We start from the raw sequence: 21,338 nt of genomic DNA on the forward strand, positions 1-21,338 counted from the left end.
GCACGCCACCCCGCCGGTTATCGCCTGTCAGTGACGGGTGGCAGGATCGGATCCATGCCAGAAGTGCTCGATGCCACCCCCTACGACGCCCTGCTCCTGCTCTCGTTCGGCGGTCCGGAGGGCCCGGACGACGTGGTCCCGTTCCTGGAGAACGTGACGCGGGGCAGAGGCATCCCCAGGGAACGCCTCAAGGAGGTCGGGCAGCACTACTTCCTGTTCGACGGAATCAGCCCCATCAACGGCCAGAACCGCGCCCTGCTCGACGCGCTGCGCAAGGACTTCGCCGAGCACGGTCTGGATCTGCCGGTCTACTGGGGCAACCGCAACTGGGCGCCCTACCTGACCGACACGCTGCGCGAGATGGCCACCGACGGGCGGCGCAGGATCCTGGTACTGGCCACCAGCGCGTACGCCTCGTACTCGGGCTGCCGGCAGTACCGCGAGGATCTGGCGGGGTCCCTGGCCGTCCTGGAGGCGGAGGGGCTGGAGCCGCCGAAGGTCGACAAGCTGCGGCACTACTTCAACCATCCCGGGTTCGTCGAGCCGATGACCGAGGGCGTCCTGAGGTCGCTCGCGGAGCTGCCCGAGGAGGTCCGAACGGGCGCGCACCTGGTGTTCACCACGCATTCGATCCCGGTCGCCGCGGCGGACACGTCCGGTCCGGCCGATGGACACGGCGACGGCGGTGCCTATGTCCGGCAGCACCTGGACGTGGCCCGGCTGATCGCGGAAACGGTGCGCGAGCAGACCGGGACCGACCGGCCGTGGAAGCTCGTGTACCAGTCGCGCTCCGGGGCCCCGCACATCCCCTGGCTGGAGCCGGACATCTGCGACCACCTGGAGGAGCTGCACGGGGCAGGAGCCCCGGCGGCGGTGATGGTGCCGATCGGCTTCGTGTCGGACCACATGGAGGTCCTGTACGACCTGGACACGGAGGCGCGGGCGAAGGCGCGGGAGCTGGGGCTGCCGGTGAGCCGTTCGGCCACGGTGGGCTCCGATCCCCGGTTCGCCGCGGCGGTCCGTGACCTGGTGCTGGAGCGTGCCGCGGCCGAGAGCGGCCGACAGGTGACACGGTGTGCCCTGGGCGCGCTGGGCGCGAGTCACGACCTGTGTCCGGTGGGCTGCTGTCCGGCCCGTTCGCCCAAGCCCGCCGTCGCGGGCGCCGACAGCCCTTACGCATGAGGAGCCACGTGACCGACCCGCTGCACACCGAACTCCTCCAGCTCGCGCACGAGGCCGCCCGCCGTGCGGGTGAGCTGCTGCGCGACGGCCGCCCGGCGGACCTCACGGTCGCCGCCACGAAGTCCAGCCCGATCGACGTCGTCACCGAGATGGACATCGCCGCCGAGAAGCTGATCACTTCGCTGATCGCCGAACACCGGCCCCGTGACGGCTTCCTCGGCGAGGAGGGCTCCGCCACCGAGGGCACCAGCGGAGTCCGCTGGATCGTCGACCCGCTCGACGGCACGGTCAACTACCTGTACGGGCTGCCGACCTGGGCGGTGTCCATCGCGGCCCAGCAGGACGGCGAGACCGTCGTCGGCGTCGTGGCGGCACCCATGCGCGGCGAGACGTACCACGCGGTCCGCGGCCGGGGCGCCCGGGCCTCCGGCGCCTGGGTCGGCGAACGACGGCTGGCCTGCCGTCCGTCCCCGCCGCTCGACCAGGCCCTCGTCTCGACGGGCTTCAACTACGTGACCGAGGTCAGGACCCATCAGGCCGATGTGGCCCAGCGGCTGATCCCGCTGGTGCGCGACATCCGGCGCTCCGGCTCGGCGGCGGTCGACCTGTGCGACGTCGCGGCCGGCCGCCTCGACGGCTACTACGAACGCGGTCTGCACCCCTGGGATCTGGCGGCGGGGGACCTGATCGCCAGGGAAGCGGGCGCGGTGACCGGTGGACGCCCCGGAGAGGGCCCTACGGGCGATCTCGCGGTGGCCGCCTCCCCGGGCGTCTTCGAGCCCCTCCAGCGGCTCCTGGAGGACTTCGGGGCCTGGCACGACTGACGCACCCCTGACGGCACGCCCGTCAGCGCCCGTCGGCCGCCGATCAGGGACGGCGCAACGCGCGAACGAGAACGAGAGCGGGGCCCCGGTACTGGATCGATACCGGGGCCCCGCTCTCGTACGTGCTGATCAGACGCGTGTGGCGCCGACCTCCACACCGTGCTCGGCGGCAAGGCGGTGCAGGTCGTCGAGCTCGGCCTGCTCGACCTCCGCGAGGAAGTCGTCGCCTGTCTCGCGAGCCCGCGTCAGGTCGGACTCGGTCGTCCTTATGCGCTGCAGAAGTCCTGTGGTGAATGCGTCCATGCTGCGCCCCCTCGTCCTGGGTCGTGGGTCGTGGGTCGGGTGGCACGGGGGTGTGCCGATGGAAAGGGGCGATCACGTCTCCGAATGGGGTGCCCAGCGCTGCCCGCTCTGGGCGGCGACGGTGCCGGACATCCACGCCCGCTCTGCGGAAGCGGTTGGACGTACCACAATGTGGCTTGCCACATGCAGAGCGTGATCGCGGGGTGTAAAGCCGTCCTCCCCCCGCTCTCTTCCACGGAAACCTCAACCCGACGAGAAAATCTCGCATTCCCGGCCCCCGGGACGCGCCTCCCTGGCGCCTCCCCCGTCTTACAGCCGGTTTATGGCCGAAACGGGCAGGATGGAGCTCTCATCCGTGACGGACCCGCCCGCGTGGTGCGCTGAAACGTGCCCGCCGGTGACAGAGGAAGGACAAGCGACGTGCGCGTACTCGTCGTCGAGGACGAGCAGCTGCTCGCCGATGCGGTGGCCACCGGACTGCGCCGGGAGGCCATGGCCGTCGACGTCGTGTACGACGGCGCGGCCGCGCTGGAGCGCATCGGGGTCAACGACTACGACGTCGTCGTCCTCGACCGAGACCTCCCGCTCGTGCACGGCGACGACGTCTGCCGGAAGATCGTCGAGCTCGGCATGCCCACACGCGTGCTGATGCTGACCGCGTCCGGCGACGTCAGCGACCGTGTCGAGGGCCTGGAGATCGGCGCCGACGACTACCTCCCCAAGCCGTTCGCGTTCAGCGAGCTGACCGCACGCGTGCGTGCCCTCGGACGTCGTACGAGCCTGCCGCTGCCGCCGGTCCTGGAGCGTGCCGGGATCAAGCTCGACCCCAACCGCCGCGAGGTCTTCCGCGACGGCAAGGAGGTCCAGCTCGCTCCCAAGGAGTTCGCCGTCCTGGAGGTGCTGCTGCGCAGCGAGGGCGCCGTCGTCTCCGCGGAACAGCTCCTGGAGAAGGCCTGGGACGAGAACACGGACCCGTTCACCAACGTGGTGCGCGTGACCGTCATGACGCTGCGGCGCAAGCTCGGCGAGCCCGCCGTGATCGTCACCGTGCCCGGCTCCGGGTACAGGATCTGATCCACCGTGGCCACCACCCCCGCGCCGCCCGTGGCGCCTCCGAAGCCCACCTGGGACCCGAGAAGAGCGGAACCGCCCTTCCCCTGGCTGCGCCCCACGATCCGCATACGGCTCACGCTGCTGTACGGCGGCATGTTCCTGATCGCCGGCATCATGCTGCTGTCGATCATCTACCTGCTCGCGGCGCAGGCGCTGAACGTCGGCAGCGAACTCCCCTTCAAGATCATTTCCGGACAGGTCGGCAGCAGCACCTGCAACCTCCCGACGCAACCCTCGGCGGACGAGCTCAACCGCGCGATGGCCGACTGTGTGAACCAGCAGCGCCAGCACGCCCTCGACGACCTGCTCAGCCGCTCCCTGCTGGCCCTGCTCGGCCTCGCGGTCATCGCCTTCGCGTTCGGCTACGCGATGGCGGGCCGCGTCCTGTCGCCGCTCGGCCACATCACCCGCACCGCGCGCGCGGTGGCCGGCTCCGACCTGTCCCGGCGGATCGAGCTGGACGGTCCGGACGACGAGCTGAAGGAGCTCGCGGACACCTTCGACGACATGCTGGAGCGGCTTCAGCGGGCCTTCACCGCCCAGCAGCGGTTCGTCGGGAACGCCTCCCACGAACTGCGCACACCTCTCGCGATCAACCGCACGCTCCTGGAGGTGCACCTCTCCGGTCCCGGGGTGCCGACGGAGATGCAGCAGCTCGGCAAGACGCTGCTCGCCACCAACGAACGCAGCGAACAGCTCGTCGAGGGCCTGCTGCTGCTCGCCCGCAGCGACAACCAGATCATCGAGCGCAAGCCGGTGGACCTCGCCGAGGTCGCCTCGCAGGCCGTCGACCAGGTGCACGCCGAGGCGGAGGCCAAGGGCGTGGAGATCCGCGGGCTGCGCGCCCCGGTGGTCGTCCAGGGCAACGGCGTCCTCCTGGAGCGGATCGCCCTGAACCTCGTCCAGAACGCCGTTCGGTACAACGTGCCGCAGGACGGCTGGGTCGAGGTCACGACCGACACGGAGCACGGCCGGGCGGTCCTGGAAGTATCGAACACGGGACCGGTCGTTCCCGCGTACGAGGTCGACAATCTTTTCGAACCCTTCCGACGGCTGCGCACGGAGCGCACGGGCAGCGACAAGGGTGTGGGCCTTGGCCTGTCGATCGTCCGGTCGGTGGCCCGCGCGCACGGGGGTCACATCGTCGCCCGGCCCCGAGAAGGAGGTGGGCTCGTGATGCGCGTCACCCTTCCCATCTGAGACCATGTCGCGCACACACGGCGATGTTCGCTTTGCGCGGAATTTTCGGGTCACCCACCCGAGTGACCCGTGTGTGATCGATCACAAGGGCGATTTTCTGTCCATCCACTCTCCGTGATCATGTGGACTGCCGGAAAGCCGGGAAAATCCGGGTTTTCGGGGGTCCTGATCACGGGAAGTACACGGTGGGGCGCCTTTGAAGTGCGACCTCAGGACCGTGTACGGTCCGCATCGCCATCCAAGCCGATCACTCTTGATGAGTCCGGTTGGGTGTCGATTGAGTAACAGACCTTGATGTGAGGCAAAATCTCCGCCTCGGGTCGGGCACAAGTCCGGCCTCTCACGCGTTACGTGCGCTGGAGACACCGAAGACACCCAGAGGGGGAGAGCGACAATGGCAACGGATTACGACACCCCGCGCAAGACCGACGACGACGTCGACTCGGACAGCCTTGAAGAACTGAAGGCTCGCCGGAACGACAAGTCGACCTCGTCCGTCGACGTAGATGAGTTCGAGGCCGCGGAAGGCCTGGAACTGCCCGGTGCGGACCTCTCGAACGAAGAGCTGGCCGTCCGGGTGCTGCCCAAGCAGCAGGACGAGTTCACCTGCATGAGCTGCTTCCTGGTGCACCACCGCAGCCAGCTGGCCCGCGAGAAGAACGGTCAGCCGATCTGCCGCGACTGCGACTGAGGCAGGGTCGGCCGTGACCGGCTCGACCCCACCTTGGAAGCGCCGCCTCCCCTCCAGGGCGGCGGACGAAGGGCCCTCCAAGGGCCCTGAAGGCGTGCGTGACGACGAGCGGGGCTCTTCCGAACAGGGATCAGCCTCGCTCGACCGAGCGGGCGTTACAGACGGCCTGACGGCCCCCACGGACACTCCCTCGCCTGCCGCGAGGCGTCGCGTGGAGGCTGTCCGGGACGGCGTCAAGAGGGGCGTCACGAGGAGCGGCGTCCGGGCCAGGGCGGGCCTCGCGTTCGTCACCGACCGCATCATCGACATCGCCCCACGGGTTCCCGTACGGGACCTGGCCACCCTCCGCAGACAGTTCCCGGGCCTCGGCCCCGAGGAGCTCGCGGACAAGCTCGTCGCGGGCGCCGCCGCCGCGACGTCCACCGTCGGCGCCGGCATCGGCGCCGCCGCGATGCTGCCGGTGCCGCCCGCCATGCCCACGGAGCTGGCCGCCGAGATCACCGCCGTCGCCGCGATCGAGCTGAAGCTGATCGCCGAACTCCACGAGGTCTACGGCCTGCGCCCGCAGGGCAACCTCAAGCAGCGCAGCACGGCCTATCTGCACTCCTGGTCGGGCGAGCGCGGTATCGACGTGGCCAAGCCCATGACGATCAACGCCGCGCTGGGCGGCCAGATGAAGCGCGAGCTGCGCCAGCAGATCATGAAGCGAACGGTCCGGGACCTGCCCAACCTGATGCCGTTCATGGTCGGAGCGGCCGTGGGCGCGGTGATGAACCGCCGCGACACCAAGCGTGTGGCGGGCCACATCCGCAAGGACCTGCGCAGGATGCAGGTGCCGTGGGACGCGCTCCCGCAACTGCCACCGCTGGAGAAGCCGACGGATCCGGTGCGGATCGGAGAGATTCCTACGGACCTGGGGGACTGAAGGCCTCTCGCACGCCGACCGCGACCGTTCACCCGCGCTCGGCGGACCGCGCCCGTCGCCGGCGCGCCGACCCGGGCGCCGGCCACGGCTGTCTCAGCTCTCCGCGGGACGGGCCGACTCCCGTGCCGTCTCCAGGGCGGCGGCCAGGCGCTCCGGCTCCCGTGTCGACAGGTACAGGTAGGGCGTCGGGTCCGCCGGGTCCGTGACCTGGACGCGCAGCGCCGTGGGGATGTACGAGCGCAGGAGCATGAAGGCGCGGGTGTCGGCCTTGTAGGTGCGCCAGGCGCGCGCTTCCTCCGGGTCCATGATCTCCGCGTCGCCCAGGGCCGAGACCGGGATCCTGGCGTCGCCGGCGATCAGCGCGTCACCGACCACGCGGATGCGGATCGAGCCGTACGCGCTGGCCGCGACCGCCGCGACCGCGGTGCCGCCGACGAGGGCTCCGAGCATCGGCAGAGTGCCGAACGGGAGGAACACCAGGGCCAGCGCGAGCCCGACCAGAAAGCTGATCACCCACCACGAGCGGGGTGCGGTGAGGCGTTCTTCGTACGGGGAGGCGGAGAGCTGCATGACGTCAAGCTTGGCACGGTGCGAAGACTCGGTGGACGCGCGGGTAAGGTCTGCGGCTGTGAGTGGTACTTCCGCAGCTCTGACGCCTCCCGCCGACGCCGTCGCGCCGGTGCGGCACCCCGACGCGCCCGCCCCCGGAGAGCTCCTCGGAGCACACTACGAACACTGTTTCGGGTGCGGTGGAGCACAGCCCCACGGGCTGCATCTGGAGGCCCGCGCGGGCGAGGGTGTCAAGATCACGGCGGAGTTCACCGTGCGCCCCGTCCACCAGGGCGCCCCGGGGCTCGCGCACGGCGGTGTTCTCGCCACCGCGCTCGACGAGACGCTCGGCTCGCTGAACTGGCTGCTGCGGACGATCGCCGTGACAGGACGCCTGGAGACCGACTTCCGCCGTCCTGTACCCGTCGACACCGTGCTGTATCTGGAGGCCGAGGTCACCGCGGTGGCCGGCCGGAAGATCTACTGCACCGCCACGGGGCGGATCGGCGGCCCCGAGGGGCCCGTCGCCGTCCGTGCCGACGCCCTCTTCGTCGAGGTGAAGGTCGACCACTTCATCGACAACGGCCGCCCGGAGGAGATCCGCGCGGCGATGAACGACCCGGACCAGATCCGGCGAGCCCGTGCCTTCGAGGTGAACCCGTGACCCGTAGCCCCGGGGCCAGTGAGCCCCGTCCAGAAGTCGCCGTGATGATCAGGCGCGTCGATCCCGACGTCCCGCTTCCCGAGTACGCGCACCCCGGTGACGCGGGAGCCGATCTGCGCACCACCGAGAGCCGCGAGCTCGAGCCCGGTGAACGGGCCGTGCTGCCGACGGGAGTGTCCATCGCTCTGCCCGAGGGGTACGCGGCCTTCGTGCACCCCCGCTCCGGCCTGGCCGCCCGCTGCGGCGTCGCCCTCGTGAATGCCCCGGGGACGGTTGATGCCGGGTACCGTGGGGAGATCAAGGTGATCGTGGTGAATCTCGATCCGCGCGAGTCGGTGCGGTTCGAGCGCTTCGACCGGATTGCTCAACTGGTCGTCCAGCAGGTCGAGAAGGTTCGCTTCCAGGAGGTCGCGGAACTCCCCGATTCTGCGCGGGCCGCAGGGGGCTTCGGGTCCACGGGCGGTCATGCCGCCGTGGACAGCACGACGGGTGGGAATCGATACGCTTCGGTCGTATCCGACCGGGAAGGACAGTGACGTGTTCGGACGTCGCAAGAAGGGCAGTGCCGCCGAGGACGCGGCGGGCGAGGCCGAGCAGGTCGTCGACGGCGTCGACACTGAGGCGGACGAGGAGCGCGAGCGCGTGAGGCTCGAGCCCGAGCCGCGCCCCGACGGGCCCTGGGACAGCACGGAGGTCCGTGAACCGGCCGAGGGCCGGGTGGACCTCGGAGGTCTGTTCGTGCCCGGAGTCGACGGTATGGAGCTGCGGGTCGAGGTCGCGGGCGACGCGATCGTCGCGGCGACCGTCGTCGTCAACGACAGCGCCGTGCAGCTCCAGGCCTTCGCCGCTCCCAAGCGCGAGGGCATCTGGGGCGAGGTGCGCGAGGAGATCGCCTCCGGGATCACCCAGCAGGGCGGTGTCATCGACGAGGTCGAGGGCCCGCTCGGCTGGGAGCTGCGGGCGCAGGTACCGGTCCAGCTGCCGGACGGCACGGGCGGTTTCCAGGTCGTGCGGTTCGTCGGCGTGGACGGACCCCGCTGGTTCCTGCGCGGAGTGATCTCCGGGCAGGGCGCGGTGCAGCCGGGGGCCGCGGGTCTGCTGGAGCAGATCTTCCGGGACACGGTCGTCGTCCGCGGTGAGGGGCCGATGGCCCCGCGCGACCCGATCGTCCTGAAGCTGCCGAACGACGCGCAGATGGTCCCCGAGAGTGTCCAGCAGGAGGACCAGAGCGGCTCCCGCTTCTCCGGCGGCATGGGACAGCTCCAGCGCGGACCGGAGATCACCGAGGTTCGCTAGACGGATCAGGGACAAACGAAGAGCCGGGCAACAGGAGGGCCGCATCCCCAGGGATGCGGCCCTTTCCCGTGCGCGGATCCTCCGGGGCGCACGCCTCGCCGCATTCCTGTACGTGAACGACGGCTGAGCAGCGGCTCTTTCCTCAAGTCTTGACGGAAGTCTGGTCCGTACCTATGGTCACCGGCCAGCACCTCATGTTCAGCATCCCGTGTGTAGTTCACATACAAGAATGGATGGCTCTGCATGTCCGACACCCCCACTCGGCATCGCCGCAGACGGCGCCCGGCCTTCCTCGTCACCGTCGCCGCCGCGACCGCCGCACTCGTCGGCACCCTCCTGTCCTGGCCCGGCGCACACCGGGCCGACGCGGCGCCCGCCGCCTTCGTCCACCCCGGAGTCACCGTCTCCAGGGGACAGCTGGACTTCGCCCGCACCGAGGTCCTGGCCGGCGCCCAGCCCTGGAAGGGCGCCTACGACCAGATGACGGCGAGCAAGTACGCCTCGCTCACGCGCACCCCCACGCCCCGCGCGACCGTCGAGTGCGGCTCGTACTCCAACCCCAACTACGGCTGCACGGACGAGCGCGAGGACGCCATCGCCGCGTACACCGACGCCCTCGCCTGGTACATCACGCGCGACGACCGGTACGCCAAGAAGGCCATCGAGCTGATGGACGCCTGGTCCGCGGTGATCAAGTCCCACACCAACAGCAACGCACCCCTCCAGACCGGCTGGGCGGGCTCCTCCTGGCCCAAGGCCGCAGAGATCATCAAGTACACGTACACCGGCTCCTGGGCGAACTCCGGCCGCTTCGCGAGCATGCTGCGCGACGTCTACCTGCCCCAGATCATCAACGGTTCCAACTCCAACGGGAACTGGGAGCTGTCGATGATGGAGGCGGCGGTCGGCATCTCCGTCTTCCTGGAGGACAAGACGTCGTACGACAAGGCCATGGCGAAGTTCCGGACGCGCACCGCGGCGTACGTCTACCTCTCGACCGACGGCGCCGTGCCCAAGACCGTGCCGAGCCAGAACCTCGACACCACCGCGAAGATCGTCAGCTACTGGCAGGGGCAGTCCACGTTCGTCACCGGCCTCACACAGGAAACCTGCCGCGACCTCACCCACACCGGCTACGGCATCTCGGCCATCTCCCACATCGCCGAGACCAGCCGCATCCAGGGGCAGGACCTCTACGGCACCGACGTCGGCGAGCGGCTGCGCCAGGCGCTCGGCTTCCAGGCGAAGTACCAGCTGGGTACGGCCGTGCCGAGCTGGCTGTGCGGCGGCTCGCTGAACCTCGGGCTCGGCCCGGTCACCGAGGTCGGCTACAACGCCCTGCACAACCGCCTGGGCATCGCGATGACCAACACCCAGGCGCTCACCCAGCAGAACCGTCCGGCCGGCAGCAACAACCTCTTCGTCGCGTGGGAGACGCTGACGCACGGCGACAATCCCGCGTGAACCGGATCCGGGGTCTCGTCCGATGAAGCAATGAGGGACCGGGCGTCCGGCCGGGACACCGGCGCCCGGTCCACCGGGGATCACGGGTATCACGGGGAGAGAACATGAGCCGGACCGTCACCAGCACCACCGTCGCTGTCACCGGCGCCGCCACCACCACTGTCACCGGCGCCGACATCACTGTCACCAGGGCCACCGTCACCGGCGCCGGCCCCCGACGGGCCACATGGAACCGTGCCGGGCCGCGCGGGGCATCAGGGTTGCGTCAAGGACGTTCCCCGGCGGGGCGATCGTCCTGTTCACCGGGAATTCCGGCCGTAAGGTCGACGCTGCGTACACAGTGGTGACAGGAAGACAATAGGCACATGGGACGCGGCAAGCTTCGGATCTACCTCGGTGCGGCACCGGGCGTGGGCAAGACCTACGCGATGCTCTCCGAGGCGCATCGCCGCGTCGAACGCGGGACGGACTGCGTGGTGGCGTTCGTCGAGCACCATCACCGGCCCCGCACCGAAGTGATGCTCCACGGCCTGGAGCAGGTTCCGCGCAAGGAGCTGGAGTACCGGGGCGGGGTCTTCACCGAGATGGACGTCGACGCCGTGCTCCGCCGCGCCCCGGCCGTCGCCCTCGTGGACGAACTCGCCCACACCAACGTGCCCGGCTCCCGCAACGCCAAGCGCTGGCAGGACGTGGAGGAGCTGCTCGCCGCCGGCGTCGACGTCGTCTCCACCGTCAACATCCAGCACCTGGAGTCACTGGGCGACGTCGTCGAGTCGATAACGGGTGTGCGGCAGCGCGAGACCGTGCCGGACGAGGTGGTGCGTCGGGCGGACCAGATCGAGCTGGTCGACATGTCGCCGCCCGCGCTGCGCCGCCGGATGGCGCACGGCAACATCTACAAGCCCGACAAGGTCGACGCGGCCCTGTCCAACTACTTCCGGCCCGGCAATCTCACCGCCCTGCGCGAGCTCGCGCTGCTGTGGGTGGCCGACCGGGCCGACGAATACCTGACCGAGTACCGCAGCGAACACCGGGTCTCCAAGATCTGGGGATCCCGGGAGCGGATCGTCGTCGGGCTGACCGGCGGTCCGGAGGGCCGGACGCTGATCCGGCGCGCCGCGCGGCTGGCCGAGAAGGGGGCGGGCGGCGAGGTCATGGCCGTCTACATCGCCCGCAGCGACGGCCTCACCTCCGCCTCGCCGAAGGAGCTGGCCGTCCAGCGCACCCTGGTCGAGGACCTCGGCGGCACCTTCCACCACGTGGTCGGCGACGACATCCCCGCCTCCCTGCTGGACTTCGCGCGGGGGGTCAACGCCACCCAGATCGTGCTCGGCTCCTCCCGGCGCAAGACCTGGCAGTACGTCTTCGGTCCGGGCGTCGGCGCCACGGTCGCCCGGGAGTCCGGCCCCGACCTGGACGTCCACATCGTCACCCACGAAGAGGTCGCCAAGGGGCGCGGTCTGCCGGTGGCCCGCGGAGTACGGCTCGGGCGCTCCCGGATCATCTGGGGCTGGGCGATCGGCATCGGCGGCCCCGTCGTCATGGCCCTGCTGCTGAACACCATCGACCTCGGCCTCGCCAACGACATGCTGCTGTTCCTGGCGGTGACGGTCGCGGCCGCCCTGCTCGGCGGGCTGCTCCCGGCCCTCGCCTCGGCCGCCTTCGGCTCGCTGCTCCTGAACTACTTCTACACACCGCCCCTGCACCGGCTGACCGTCGCCGACCCGAAGAACATCGTCGCCATCGTGATCTTCGTGGGCGTCGCAGTCTCCGTGGCGTCCGTGGTGGACCTGGCGGCCCGCCGTACGCACCAGGCGGCGCGGCTCCGTGCCGAGTCGGAGATCCTCTCCTTCCTGGCGGGCAGCGTGCTGCGCGGCGAGACCAGCCTGGAAGCCCTGCTGGAGCGCGTCCGGGAGACCTTCGGGATGGAATCGGTCGCCTTGCTGGAGCGCGCCGGTGACGTCGACCCGTGGACGTGCGCGGGCAGCGCCGGACCGGCGCCCGCGACCCGCCCCGAGGACGCCGACGTCGACATGCCGGTCGGCGACCACATGGCGCTCGCCCTGTCCGGACGGGTGCTGCCCGCCTCCGACCGCCGGGTGCTGGCCGCCTTCGCCGCGCAGGCCGTGGTGGTCCTGGACCGCCAGCGCCTCCAGCACGAGGCGGACCAGGCCAAGGTGCTGGCCGAGGGCAACCGCATCCGTACCGCCCTGCTGGCCGCCGTGAGCCACGACCTGCGCACCCCGCTCGCCGGGATCAAGGCGGCGGTGTCGTCCCTGCGCTCCGACGACGTGGCCTGGTCCGAGGAGGACCGGGCCGAGCTCCTCGCGGGCATCGAGGACGGCGCCGACCGCCTCGACCACCTGGTGGGCAACCTGCTGGACATGTCCCGGCTCCAGACCGGCACGGTCGCTCCGCTGATCCGGGAGATCGACCTGGACGAGGTCGTCCCGATGGCACTCGGCGGTGTCCCCGAGGACAGCGTGGTCCTGGAGATCCCGGAGAGCCTGCCGATGGTCGCCGTCGACGCCGGACTGCTGGAGCGCGCCGTCGCCAACCTCGTCGAGAACGCCGTCAAGTACAGCCCCCTCGACGAACGCGTCCTGGTCGCCGCGAGCGCCATGGCCGACCGCGTGGAGGTCCGCGTGGTGGACCGCGGCCCCGGTGTCCCGGACGACGCCAAGGACCGGATATTCGCGCCCTTCCAGCGGTACGGAGACGCCCCGCGCGGCACCGGAGTGGGCCTCGGCCTCGCGGTCGCCCGAGGCTTCGCCGAGGCGATGGGCGGCACCCTCAACGCCGAGGACACCCCAGGCGGCGGACTCACCATGGTGCTCACGGTGCGGGCGGTGGACCGCCGGCCCGACCTGGCCGCCCGATCAGCAGTCGCAGAAAGGCAGGCTTCATGACCCGGGTCCTCGTGGTCGACGACGAGCCGCAGATCACCCGAGCCCTCGTCATCAACCTGAAGGCACGCAAGTACGAGGTCGACGCGGCCCCCGACGGAGCCACCGCGCTCCAGCTCGCCGCCGCGCGTCACCCCGACGTCGTCGTGCTCGACCTCGGCCTGCCCGACATGGACGGCGTCGAGGTGATCAAGGGGCTGCGCGGCTGGACCCGGGTGCCGATCCTGGTGCTGTCCGCCCGGCACTCCTCGGACGAGAAGGTCGAGGCACTCGACGCGGGCGCCGACGACTACGTCACCAAGCCCTTCGGCATGGACGAACTGCTCGCCCGGCTGCGCGCCGCCGTCCGCCGCGCGGAGCCCACCGGGGGCGGTGAGGACGACGTGATCGTGGAGACCGCGGGGTTCACCGTCGACCTGGCGGCGAAGAAGGTGCACCGCGACGGGCGGGACGTCCGGCTCACCCCCACGGAATGGCATCTGCTGGACGTGCTGGTCCGCAACACCGGCCGGCTCGTCAGCCAGAAACAGCTGCTCCAGGAGGTCTGGGGCCCGTCCTACGGGACGGAGACGAACTATCTGCGGGTCTACATGGCCCAGCTGCGCCGCAAGCTGGAGGTGGACCCCTCGCACCCGAAGCACTTCATCACCGAGCCGGGTATGGGATACAGGTTCGAACGGTGACGCGATCACGCCCCGCGGATCGTCCGTGCGAGACGCGGCGGTCGCCCGATCGAGCGGATCCCGCGGCAGGTTCGGGGAGCGGCGCCGCGGGTACGAAGCTGTCAGCACCCCCCGGTACGCTTTCGGTATGAGTGCTGTTCCTCGTTCCGAAAAGCCGGCGGGCCGCTTCCGGCGCATGATGGACCGGCTCTCCTCGTCCCAGCAGGACCTGGAGTCCGAGGAGCTGCGGGAGGACACCGCGACCGCGGGCTGTACCCGTATCGGTGACTGCCACGACCGGCAGATCGTCACGGTTACTGGTACTTTGCGCACGGTCACTCTGCGGCCGAGAGCCGGTGTCCCGGCTCTGGAGGCCGAGCTGTTCGACGGCTCGGCCGCCCTGGACGTGGTCTGGCTCGGCCGCCGCTCCATCGTCGGCATCGAGCCCGGACGCAAGTTGATCGCCTCGGGCCGTATCGCGATGAGCCGGGGCCGTAGGGTGTTGTTCAATCCGAAGTACGAACTCAGACCCCTCGGACGGGAGTAGCCGGTGACGTCGCTCGACAAGCCGACCGAAGACGCCCAGGACGCCCAGCAGGATGCACGGGCGGTGACCGAGGCCGCACTCTTCGAGGCGTTCGGCGGCGTGCGCGGCATGGTGGAAACCGTGGTGCCGGGCCTGCTCTTCGTCACCATCTTCACGATCAACAAGGACCTGCACTGGGCGGCGATCGCCGCACTCGCGGTGTCCCTGCTGCTCGTCGTGGTCCGCCTGGTGCGGCGCGACACCGTGAAGCACGCCTTCAGCGGTGTCTTCGGCGTCGCCTTCGGCGTGGTCTTCGCGATGATGACGGGCAACGCGAAGGACTTCTACCTGCCGGGCATGCTCTACACGCTCGGTCTCGCCATCGCCTACATCGTCACCACCCTCGTGGGCGTCCCGCTGATCGGCCTGATGCTCGGCCCGGTCTTCAAGGAGAACCTCTCCTGGCGCACCCGCAACCCCGGCCGCAAGAAGGCGTACGCGAAGGCCAGTTGGGCCTGGGGCCTGATCCTGCTCGCCAAGTGCGCGGTGCTCTTCCCGCTCTACTGGTGGGGCGACACCGCCCAGTTCGGCTGGGTCCTGATCGCTCTGAAGATCCCGCCGTTCCTGCTCGCCGTCTGGCTCACCTGGGTCTTCCTCGCCAAGGCGCCGCCGCCCATCGACGTGTTCGCGGAGATGGAGGCCGAGGAGCAGGCGGAGAAGGAGCGCAAGGCCGCCCTCGCCCAGGAACGCGGCGACGCCCCGGCTCCGGCCCGCCACCGCCGCGAGGCGTGAGCCGGGTGCTTGTGCGGACGCCTCCGGGCGACTGACCGTGGTACGACGATGGGGGCGCCCGGAGATTCTCCGGGCGCCCCCATCGTCGTACCACGGCGCGCATCCTCTTCCCGCCGGCGGACGGCCGTATCGCCGTACCGCCGACGGAAGGGAACGGCTACTTCGTCGTGCTCGTGTCGCGGCGGACCGACAGCAGGTCCTCGAGCTGTTCCTCACGGGCCTGGGCGGCCACGAAGAGGAGCTCGTCGCCCGCCTCCAGGGAGTCCTCCCGGGAGGGCGTCAGGACGCGGGTGCCGCGGATGATGGTCACCAGCGAGGTGTCCTCCGGCCACGCGACGTCGCCGACGGTCGTGCCGGCCAGGGCGGACTCCGGCGGCAGGGTCAGCTCGACGAGGTTGGCGTCGCCGTGGCTGAAGCGCAGCAGCCGTACGAGGTCGCCGACGCTCACCGCCTCCTCCACGAGCGCCGACATCAGACGCGGGGTGGAGACGGCGACGTCCACGCCCCAGGACTCGTTGAACAGCCACTCGTTCTTGGGGTTGTTCACGCGGGCGACGACGCGCGGAACCCCGTACTCGGTCTTCGCGAGCAGCGAGACCACGAGGTTGACCTTGTCGTCCCCGGTGGCCGCGATGACCACGTTGCAGCGCTGCAACGCCGCCTCGTCCAGGGAGGTGATCTCGCAGGCGTCGGCGAGCAGCCACTCCGCCTGCGGGACGCGCTCGACCGAGATGGCGGTCGGCGCCTTGTCGATCAGCAGGATCTCGTGGCCGTTCTCCAGCAGTTCGCCCGCGATCGAGCGGCCCACGGCACCGGCACCGGCAATGGCGACTCTCATCAGTGCCCCGCCTCTTCCTCAGGGCCCTTGGCGAACGCCGCCTCGACCTTGTCCACCTCGTCGGTGCGCATCATCACGTGCACCAGGTCGCCCTCCTGCAGCACCGTCTGCGAGCTGGGCAGAACGGCCTCACCCAGCCGGGTGAGGAAAGCGACGCGTACGCCCGTCTCGTCCTGGAGGCGGCTGATCTTGTGGCCCACCCACGCGACGGAGGTGTGCACCTCGGCGAGCTGCACACCGCCCGTGGGGTCGCGCCACAGCGGCTCGGCACCCGAGGGCAGCAGCCGGCGGAGCATCTGGTCGGCCGTCCAGCGGACGGTGGCGACGGTCGGAATGCCGAGGCGCTGGTAGACCTCGGCGCGGCGCGGGTCGTAGATGCGGGCGGCGACGTTCTCGATGCCGAACATCTCGCGGGCCACCCGGGCGGCGATGATGTTCGAGTTGTCACCGCTGGAGACCGCCGCGAAGGCGCCGGCCTCCTCGATGCCCGCCTCGCGCAGGGTGTCCTGATCGAAGCCGACTCCGGTGACACGACGGCCGCCGAACCCGGAGCCCAGCCGCCGGAAGGCGGTGGGGTCCTGGTCGATCACGGCGACCGTGTGCCCCTGTTGCTCCAGGTTCTGGGCAAGAGCGGAACCTACTCTTCCGCAGCCCATGATGACGATGTGCACGACCGTCCTTCCGCATGAATGGTTACGGCTCAGGCTAAACAGGGTCTCAGACCGCCGCCCAAGCTACACACGCACGGTCGGCCGGGGGCACCGTTGCGCGGGTTCACCTGTGCCTTTTTCGCGGAACGTTCGGGGAGCGGCGATGAACGGCGGTGAGTGACGGTGGGCGGCGGTGAGTGACGGTGAGTGGGGTTCAGCGCCGTGTGATGCTGCGAACACTCGCGAGGGTGAGGATTCCGAGGCTGGCCAGTGCGACGGCCGCGCCGACGAGCTCAGCGGTCAGATGCATGGGTCCTCCAGGACGGTCGGCGGTGGCGTTTTGTCATATAGACACGTGGATCTCCGGTGCTGCGGAATCCGCAGCCGGAGCCCACCCCGTTTTCACCCGGAGAGCAGATGATGTGGCGAATGGGGATGGCGGGTGGGCGACAGCCAGTTCGAACCTTTACGATTCCCTGTTGTGTCCAAACTGACCGACGTGCCCAAGCGGATCCTCATCGGGCGTGCACTGCGCAGCGACCGACTGGGGGAAACGCTTCTGCCGAAGCGCATCGCCCTCCCCGTCTTCGCATCCGACCCGCTCTCCTCCGTGGCGTACGCGCCCGGGGAAGTGCTGCTGGTGCTCTCCATCGCGGGCGTGTCGGCCTACCACTTCAGCCCGTGGATCGCGGTCGCGGTCGTCGTGCTGATGTTCACGGTGGTCGCCTCCTACCGCCAGAACGTGCACGCCTACCCGAGCGGCGGCGGCGACTACGAGGTCGCCACCACCAACCTGGGTCCGCGGGCCGGTCTCACCGTCGCCAGCGCGCTGCTCGTCGACTACGTCCTCACCGTCGCCGTCTCCATCGCCTCCGGCATCGAGAACCTCGGCTCCGCGGTGCCGTTCGTGGTGGAGCACAAGGTCTCCTGCGCGGTCGCCGTCATCGTGCTGCTCACGTTGATGAACCTGCGCGGAGTCAAGGAGTCCGGAAAGCTCTTCGCCATTCCGACGTACGTCTTCGTCGCCGGTGTCTTCATCATGATCGCCTGGGGTGCCTTCCGCGGGCTCGTGCTCGGCGACACCATGCAGGCGCCGACCGCCGAGTACCACATCAAGGCCGAGCACCAGGGGCTCGCGGGCTTCGCCCTCGTCTTCCTGCTGCTGCGCGCCTTCTCGTCCGGCTGTGCGGCGCTCACCGGCGTCGAGGCGATCTCCAACGGTGTCCCCGCGTTCCGCAAGCCGAAGTCGAAGAACGCCGCGAGCACGCTCGCGGCGATGGGTCTGCTCGCCGTCACCATGTTCTGCGGCATCATCGCCCTGGCCATGGCCACCAACGTGCGCATGGCCGAGAACCCCGCCACGGACCTGATCCACAACGGTGTCGCGGTCGGTGCCGACTACGTCCAGAACCCGGTGATCTCCCAGGTCGCCGAGGCCGTGTTCGGCAAGGACAGCTTCCTGTTCATCCTGCTGGCCGCCGCGACCGCCCTCGTCCTGTTCCTGGCCGCGAACACCGCGTACAACGGCTTCCCGCTGCTCGGCTCGATCCTCGCCCAGGACCGCTACCTGCCGCGCCAGCTCCACACCCGCGGCGACCGCCTGGCCTTCTCGAACGGCATCGTGCTGCTGGCCGGCGCCGCGAGCATGCTCGTCATCATCTACGGGGCCGACTCGACGCGCCTGATCCAGCTCTACATCGTCGGCGTCTTCGTCTCCTTCACCCTCAGCCAGACCGGCATGGTCCGCCACTGGAACCGCCATCTGGCCAGTGAGACCGACCAGGCCAAGCGCACCCACATGATCCGCTCCCGCGCGATCAACGCCTTCGGCGCCTTCTTCACCGGGCTGGTCCTGGTCGTCGTCCTCGTCACCAAGTTCACCCACGGCGCCTGGGTCGCCCTGCTCGGCATGGTGATCTTCTACGCGACGATGACCGCGATCCGTAAGCACTACGACCGCGTCGCGGAGGAGCTGGCCGCCCCCGATGGACCGTCCGACGACAGCGTCCGCCCCTCCCGCGTCCACTCCGTCGTTCTCGTGTCCAAGATCCACCGCCCGGCGCTGCGCGCCCTCGCCTACGCCAAGCTGCTGCGCTCCGACACCCTCGAAGCGCTCAGCGTCAACGTGGACCCGGCCGAGACCAAGATCCTGCGCGACGAGTGGGAGCGGCGCGGCATCGACGTACCGCTGAAGGTCCTCGACTCGCCCTACCGCGAGATCACCCGTCCCGTCATCGAGTACGTGAAGGGCCTGCGCAAGGAGTCGCCGCGCGACGCGGTCTCCGTGATCATCCCCGAGTACGTGGTCGGCCACTGGTACGAGCACCTGCTGCACAACCAGAGCGCCCTGCGTCTCAAGGGCCGCCTGCTGTTCACCCCGGGCGTCATGGTGACCTCCGTCCCCTACCAGCTGGAGTCGTCCGAGGCCGCCAAGCTGCGCGCCCGCAAGCGGCAGGACTGGAACGCTCCGGGCGCGGTGCGCCGCGGCCCCGCCCAGGTGCGGCCCAAGGAGCCCACCCAGAAGGACTGACGGGGGCGGGAAGCGCGTCGCGAGTTCACGGACGGGGCGGGGCGGCGCCGTGACCACGTAGACTGGACGGCTGTTGTCCGGCCGTTTCCCCCCTCTCATCTGGAGTCACCCCACCATGCAGGCAGAACCGAAGAATTCGCTGGTGGGGGACGAGTACGAGGTCGAGATCGGCCCCGTGGCGCACGGCGGGCACTGCATCGCCCGGACGGACGAGGGTCAGGTCCTGTTCGTCCGGCACGCGCTGCCCGGTGAGCGCGTCGTCGCCCGGGTGACCGAGGGCGAGGAGGGCGCGCGGTTCCTGCGCGCCGACGCCGTGCGGGTCATCGACGCCTCCAAGGACCGTGTCGAGGCGCCCTGCCCGTACGCGGGCCCCGGCCGCTGTGGCGGCTGCGACTGGCAGCACGCCAAGCCCGGAGCGCAGCGCCGTCTCAAGGGCGAGGTCATCGCCGAGCAGTTGCAGCGCCTCGCGGGCCTCACGCCCGAGGAGGCCGGCTGGGACGGCACGGTGATGCCCGCCGAGGGCGACAAGCTCCCCGCGGGCGAGGTGCCGCAGTGGCGCACGCGCGTGCAGTACGCCGTCGACCCGGACGGCAACGCCGGACTGCGCCGCCACCGCTCGCACGAGGTCGAGCCGATCGAGCGCTGCATGATCGCCGCCCCGGGTATCACCGAACTCGGCATCGAGGAGCGCGACTGGTCCGGCATGGAGGCCGTCGAGGCGATCGCCGCGACGGGCTCCCAGGACCGCATGGTGATCCTGGAACCCCGGCCCGGCGCCCGTCTGCCCCTCGTCGAACTCGACAAGCCGGTCTCCGTGATGCGGGTCGCCGAACAGGACGGCGGCATCCACCGCGTCCACGGCCGCGCGTTCGTGCGCGAGCGCGCCGACGGCCGCACCCACCGGGTCGGCAGCGGCGGCTTCTGGCAGGTCCACCCGATGGCCGCCGACACCCTGGTCAAGGCCGTCATGCAGGGCCTGCTGCCGCGCAAGGGCGACATGGCCCTCGACCTCTACTGCGGTGTGGGCCTCTTCGCCGGCGCCCTCGCCGACCGCCTCGGAGACCAGGGCGCGGTCCTCGGCATCGAGTCCGGCAAGCGTGCGGTGGAGGACGCCCGGCACAACCTCGCCGGCTTCGACCGCGTCCGCATCGAACAGGGCAAGGTCGAGGCGATCCTCCCGCGCACCGGCATCTCCGAGGTCGACCTCATCGTCCTGGACCCGCCCCGCGCGGGCGCCGGCAAGAAGACGGTCGAGCACCTGACGTCGCTGGGCGCGCGAAAGATCGCCTACGTGGCCTGCGACCCGGCGGCGCTGGCCCGGGACATCGCGTACTTCCGGGACGGCGGATACAAGGTGCGGACGCTGCGGGCGTTCGATCTTTTCCCGATGACGCATCACGTGGAGTGCGTGGCGATTCTGGAGCCGGTGAAGAAGGACGCCTGACCTGCGGTTCTGCCACATCGGATCCGTCAGTCTGCTGTGTGCGTGAGTTCGGCCCTGCCGCCGGTGAGATCGATTCGCAGCCCGCTGTCGGTGACCGTGACCTCCGTCAGCCGAAGGCCGAGCGCATCGGTGGCGCCCTTCTGGCCTCTGGGTCTGTCCGGTGCGGGGAGGGCGTCGATGGCCGACTGCACGCGGTCGAGCAGCGCCGGCGGGGCGGCGGAGCCGAACACCTGACCGTCGGTCACCGAGAGCTTCATCCTGCCGTCGGTCACGGTGGGCCGGACCTGGATCGTGGCGAGGCCGCCCTGGACGGCCAGATCCAGGGTGCCTGCCGCGGGATCCGCGGTGACGGCGGAGACCATGCCCGCGCCCTTGCCCTTCCCCGTGCCCTTGCCGTCTCCTGAGGTGATCCGCCGGGTCACGGCGTCGGTGGACACCTCGGCGGTGACCTGGGAGCCGGACACCCGGGTGGTGTGCCGGGCCCGGTCGACGGTGACATCGGAGAGCCGCACGGTGACAGGTACGCCGGTGAAACCGGCCGCGTCCGCCTGTCCTGCGATGGTCACGGAGGGAAGCGTGCCGTCGAGGAGGGCCGGCAACGCCGGACGTGACCCGAGTGAGACGTCCGGCCGGTCGCCCAGGCGGCCGTCGAGGGCGGTGGACACCCGGTCGGCCACGGAGTGCCGGACGACGGCCTCGCCTGTTCCGCAGACGACCGTCAGCACCGCCACCGCGGCCACGGCAATGCGTTGCGGGCGCCCGCGACGGGCCGATAGGCA

At 70.2% G+C, this 21,338-nt stretch carries 21 protein-coding genes; 16 read left to right on the forward strand and 5 right to left on the reverse strand.

Translation table 11 applies throughout. The features are described from left to right. Window positions 1-54 precede the first annotated feature (54 nt). On the forward strand, window positions 55-1,182 hold the full coding sequence (locus OG410_RS30635) for a ferrochelatase (RefSeq protein ID WP_329302044.1): 1,128 nt from the start codon (window positions 55-57) through the stop codon (window positions 1,180-1,182). An 8-nt stretch (window positions 1,183-1,190) separates the two neighbouring features. Further along, window positions 1,191-2,006: an inositol monophosphatase family protein gene (locus tag OG410_RS30640; protein WP_329302045.1), complete on the forward strand. Its 816-nt coding sequence runs from the start codon at window positions 1,191-1,193 to the stop codon at window positions 2,004-2,006. 129 nt (window positions 2,007-2,135) lie between these two features. Here the strand turns inward: OG410_RS30640 and OG410_RS30645 are convergent, their stop codons facing one another. After that, a complete protein-coding gene (locus tag OG410_RS30645; RefSeq protein WP_167455614.1) occupies window positions 2,136-2,309 on the reverse strand; it encodes a hypothetical protein in 174 nt (57 codons plus the stop codon). Window positions 2,310-2,729: 420 nt separating this feature from the next. Here OG410_RS30645 and OG410_RS30650 point away from each other — a divergent pair, with 420 nt between their 5' ends. The 4 genes from OG410_RS30650 to OG410_RS30665 all read left to right on the forward strand — a co-directional run bounded on the left by OG410_RS30650 (window position 2,730) and on the right by OG410_RS30665 (window position 6,238). After that, window positions 2,730-3,383, forward strand: a complete 654-nt coding sequence (locus OG410_RS30650; protein ID WP_037745430.1) for a response regulator transcription factor — start codon at window positions 2,730-2,732, stop codon at window positions 3,381-3,383. Window positions 3,384-3,389: 6 nt separating this feature from the next. Further along, on the forward strand, window positions 3,390-4,622 hold the full coding sequence (locus OG410_RS30655; RefSeq protein ID WP_329302046.1) for a sensor histidine kinase: 1,233 nt from the start codon (window positions 3,390-3,392) through the stop codon (window positions 4,620-4,622). Window positions 4,623-5,016: 394 nt separating this feature from the next. Further along, window positions 5,017-5,313 (forward strand): DUF4193 domain-containing protein, encoded by a 297-nt coding sequence (locus OG410_RS30660; RefSeq protein WP_003997302.1) that lies wholly within the window; start codon window positions 5,017-5,019, stop codon window positions 5,311-5,313. Window positions 5,314-5,326: 13 nt separating this feature from the next. Continuing rightward, on the forward strand, window positions 5,327-6,238 hold the full coding sequence (locus OG410_RS30665) for a hypothetical protein (protein WP_329302047.1): 912 nt from the start codon (window positions 5,327-5,329) through the stop codon (window positions 6,236-6,238). Between the two features lie 93 nt (window positions 6,239-6,331). Here OG410_RS30665 and OG410_RS30670 read toward each other — a convergent pair whose 3' ends face one another. Continuing rightward, window positions 6,332-6,808: a DUF3093 domain-containing protein gene (locus OG410_RS30670; RefSeq protein ID WP_329302048.1), complete on the reverse strand. Its 477-nt coding sequence runs from the start codon at window positions 6,806-6,808 to the stop codon at window positions 6,332-6,334. 58 nt (window positions 6,809-6,866) lie between these two features. Between OG410_RS30670 and OG410_RS30675 the strand changes: the two genes are divergently transcribed. The 8 genes from OG410_RS30675 (at window position 6,867) to OG410_RS30710 (ending at window position 15,097) form a co-directional block, all read left to right on the forward strand. Next, window positions 6,867-7,451 (forward strand): PaaI family thioesterase, encoded by a 585-nt coding sequence (locus OG410_RS30675; protein ID WP_328671961.1) that lies wholly within the window; start codon window positions 6,867-6,869, stop codon window positions 7,449-7,451. A gap of 44 nt (window positions 7,452-7,495) precedes the next feature. Then, window positions 7,496-7,987: a dUTP diphosphatase gene (gene dut, locus OG410_RS30680; protein ID WP_328458050.1), complete on the forward strand. Its 492-nt coding sequence runs from the start codon at window positions 7,496-7,498 to the stop codon at window positions 7,985-7,987. A gap of 1 nt (window position 7,988) precedes the next feature. After that, complete coding sequence (locus OG410_RS30685) at window positions 7,989-8,747, forward strand: DUF3710 domain-containing protein (RefSeq protein WP_329302049.1); 759 nt, start codon at window positions 7,989-7,991, stop codon at window positions 8,745-8,747. 243 nt (window positions 8,748-8,990) lie between these two features. Beyond that, entirely contained in the window at window positions 8,991-10,211 is a 1,221-nt protein-coding gene (locus tag OG410_RS30690; RefSeq protein WP_329302050.1) for an alginate lyase family protein, read from the forward strand. A 365-nt stretch (window positions 10,212-10,576) separates the two neighbouring features. After that, the gene (locus OG410_RS30695) at window positions 10,577-13,120 is read left to right on the forward strand and encodes a sensor histidine kinase (RefSeq protein WP_329302051.1); all 2,544 of its coding nucleotides are present in this window, start codon (window positions 10,577-10,579) and stop codon (window positions 13,118-13,120) included. Continuing rightward, on the forward strand, window positions 13,117-13,800 hold the full coding sequence (locus OG410_RS30700) for a response regulator (protein WP_329302052.1): 684 nt from the start codon (window positions 13,117-13,119) through the stop codon (window positions 13,798-13,800). The genes OG410_RS30695 and OG410_RS30700 overlap by 4 nt, the downstream gene beginning before the upstream one ends. A gap of 127 nt (window positions 13,801-13,927) precedes the next feature. After that, the gene (locus tag OG410_RS30705; protein ID WP_326785035.1) at window positions 13,928-14,326 is read left to right on the forward strand and encodes an OB-fold nucleic acid binding domain-containing protein; all 399 of its coding nucleotides are present in this window, start codon (window positions 13,928-13,930) and stop codon (window positions 14,324-14,326) included. 3 nt (window positions 14,327-14,329) lie between these two features. After that, entirely contained in the window at window positions 14,330-15,097 is a 768-nt protein-coding gene (locus OG410_RS30710) for a DUF3159 domain-containing protein (RefSeq protein ID WP_329302053.1), read from the forward strand. Between the two features lie 157 nt (window positions 15,098-15,254). Here OG410_RS30710 and OG410_RS30715 read toward each other — a convergent pair whose 3' ends face one another. Beyond that, complete coding sequence (locus OG410_RS30715; RefSeq protein ID WP_326785033.1) at window positions 15,255-15,935, reverse strand: potassium channel family protein; 681 nt, start codon at window positions 15,933-15,935, stop codon at window positions 15,255-15,257. Beyond that, window positions 15,935-16,606 carry a potassium channel family protein gene (locus OG410_RS30720; RefSeq protein WP_326785032.1) on the reverse strand — a complete coding sequence of 224 codons (672 nt, stop codon included), beginning with the start codon at window positions 16,604-16,606 and terminating at the stop codon, window positions 15,935-15,937. The genes OG410_RS30715 and OG410_RS30720 overlap by 1 nt, the downstream gene beginning before the upstream one ends. Before the next feature lie 460 nt (window positions 16,607-17,066). Here OG410_RS30720 and OG410_RS30725 point away from each other — a divergent pair, with 460 nt between their 5' ends. Then, window positions 17,067-19,115 (forward strand): APC family permease, encoded by a 2,049-nt coding sequence (locus OG410_RS30725; protein WP_329302054.1) that lies wholly within the window; start codon window positions 17,067-17,069, stop codon window positions 19,113-19,115. Window positions 19,116-19,230: 115 nt separating this feature from the next. Next, window positions 19,231-20,559 (forward strand): class I SAM-dependent RNA methyltransferase, encoded by a 1,329-nt coding sequence (locus tag OG410_RS30730; RefSeq protein ID WP_329302055.1) that lies wholly within the window; start codon window positions 19,231-19,233, stop codon window positions 20,557-20,559. Between the two features lie 26 nt (window positions 20,560-20,585). On the opposite strand, the gene OG410_RS30735 is transcribed toward OG410_RS30730, so the two are convergent. Beyond that, entirely contained in the window at window positions 20,586-21,299 is a 714-nt protein-coding gene (locus OG410_RS30735; protein ID WP_329302056.1) for an LmeA family phospholipid-binding protein, read from the reverse strand. Window positions 21,300-21,338 lie beyond the last annotated feature (39 nt).

This window comes from Streptomyces sp. NBC_00659 (assembly GCF_036226925.1).
Taxonomy (GTDB): domain Bacteria; phylum Actinomycetota; class Actinomycetes; order Streptomycetales; family Streptomycetaceae; genus Streptomyces.

What these genes read in the sequence shown, in the direction of transcription:
- OG410_RS30635 (WP_329302044.1), top strand. Translation starts at nt 55, where the DNA reads ATGCCAGAAGTGCTCGATGCCACCCCCTACGACGCCCTGCTCCTGCTC.
- OG410_RS30645 (WP_167455614.1), bottom strand. Translation starts at nt 2,309, where the DNA reads ATGGACGCATTCACCACAGGACTTCTGCAGCGCATAAGGACGACCGAG.
- OG410_RS30660 (WP_003997302.1), top strand. Translation starts at nt 5,017, where the DNA reads ATGGCAACGGATTACGACACCCCGCGCAAGACCGACGACGACGTCGAC.
- OG410_RS30670 (WP_329302048.1), bottom strand. Translation starts at nt 6,808, where the DNA reads ATGCAGCTCTCCGCCTCCCCGTACGAAGAACGCCTCACCGCACCCCGC.
- dut (WP_328458050.1), top strand. Translation starts at nt 7,496, where the DNA reads ATGATCAGGCGCGTCGATCCCGACGTCCCGCTTCCCGAGTACGCGCAC.
- OG410_RS30690 (WP_329302050.1), top strand. Translation starts at nt 8,991, where the DNA reads ATGTCCGACACCCCCACTCGGCATCGCCGCAGACGGCGCCCGGCCTTC.
- OG410_RS30695 (WP_329302051.1), top strand. Translation starts at nt 10,577, where the DNA reads ATGGGACGCGGCAAGCTTCGGATCTACCTCGGTGCGGCACCGGGCGTG.
- OG410_RS30700 (WP_329302052.1), top strand. Translation starts at nt 13,117, where the DNA reads ATGACCCGGGTCCTCGTGGTCGACGACGAGCCGCAGATCACCCGAGCC.
- OG410_RS30705 (WP_326785035.1), top strand. Translation starts at nt 13,928, where the DNA reads ATGAGTGCTGTTCCTCGTTCCGAAAAGCCGGCGGGCCGCTTCCGGCGC.
- OG410_RS30715 (WP_326785033.1), bottom strand. Translation starts at nt 15,935, where the DNA reads ATGAGAGTCGCCATTGCCGGTGCCGGTGCCGTGGGCCGCTCGATCGCG.
- OG410_RS30730 (WP_329302055.1), top strand. Translation starts at nt 19,231, where the DNA reads ATGCAGGCAGAACCGAAGAATTCGCTGGTGGGGGACGAGTACGAGGTC.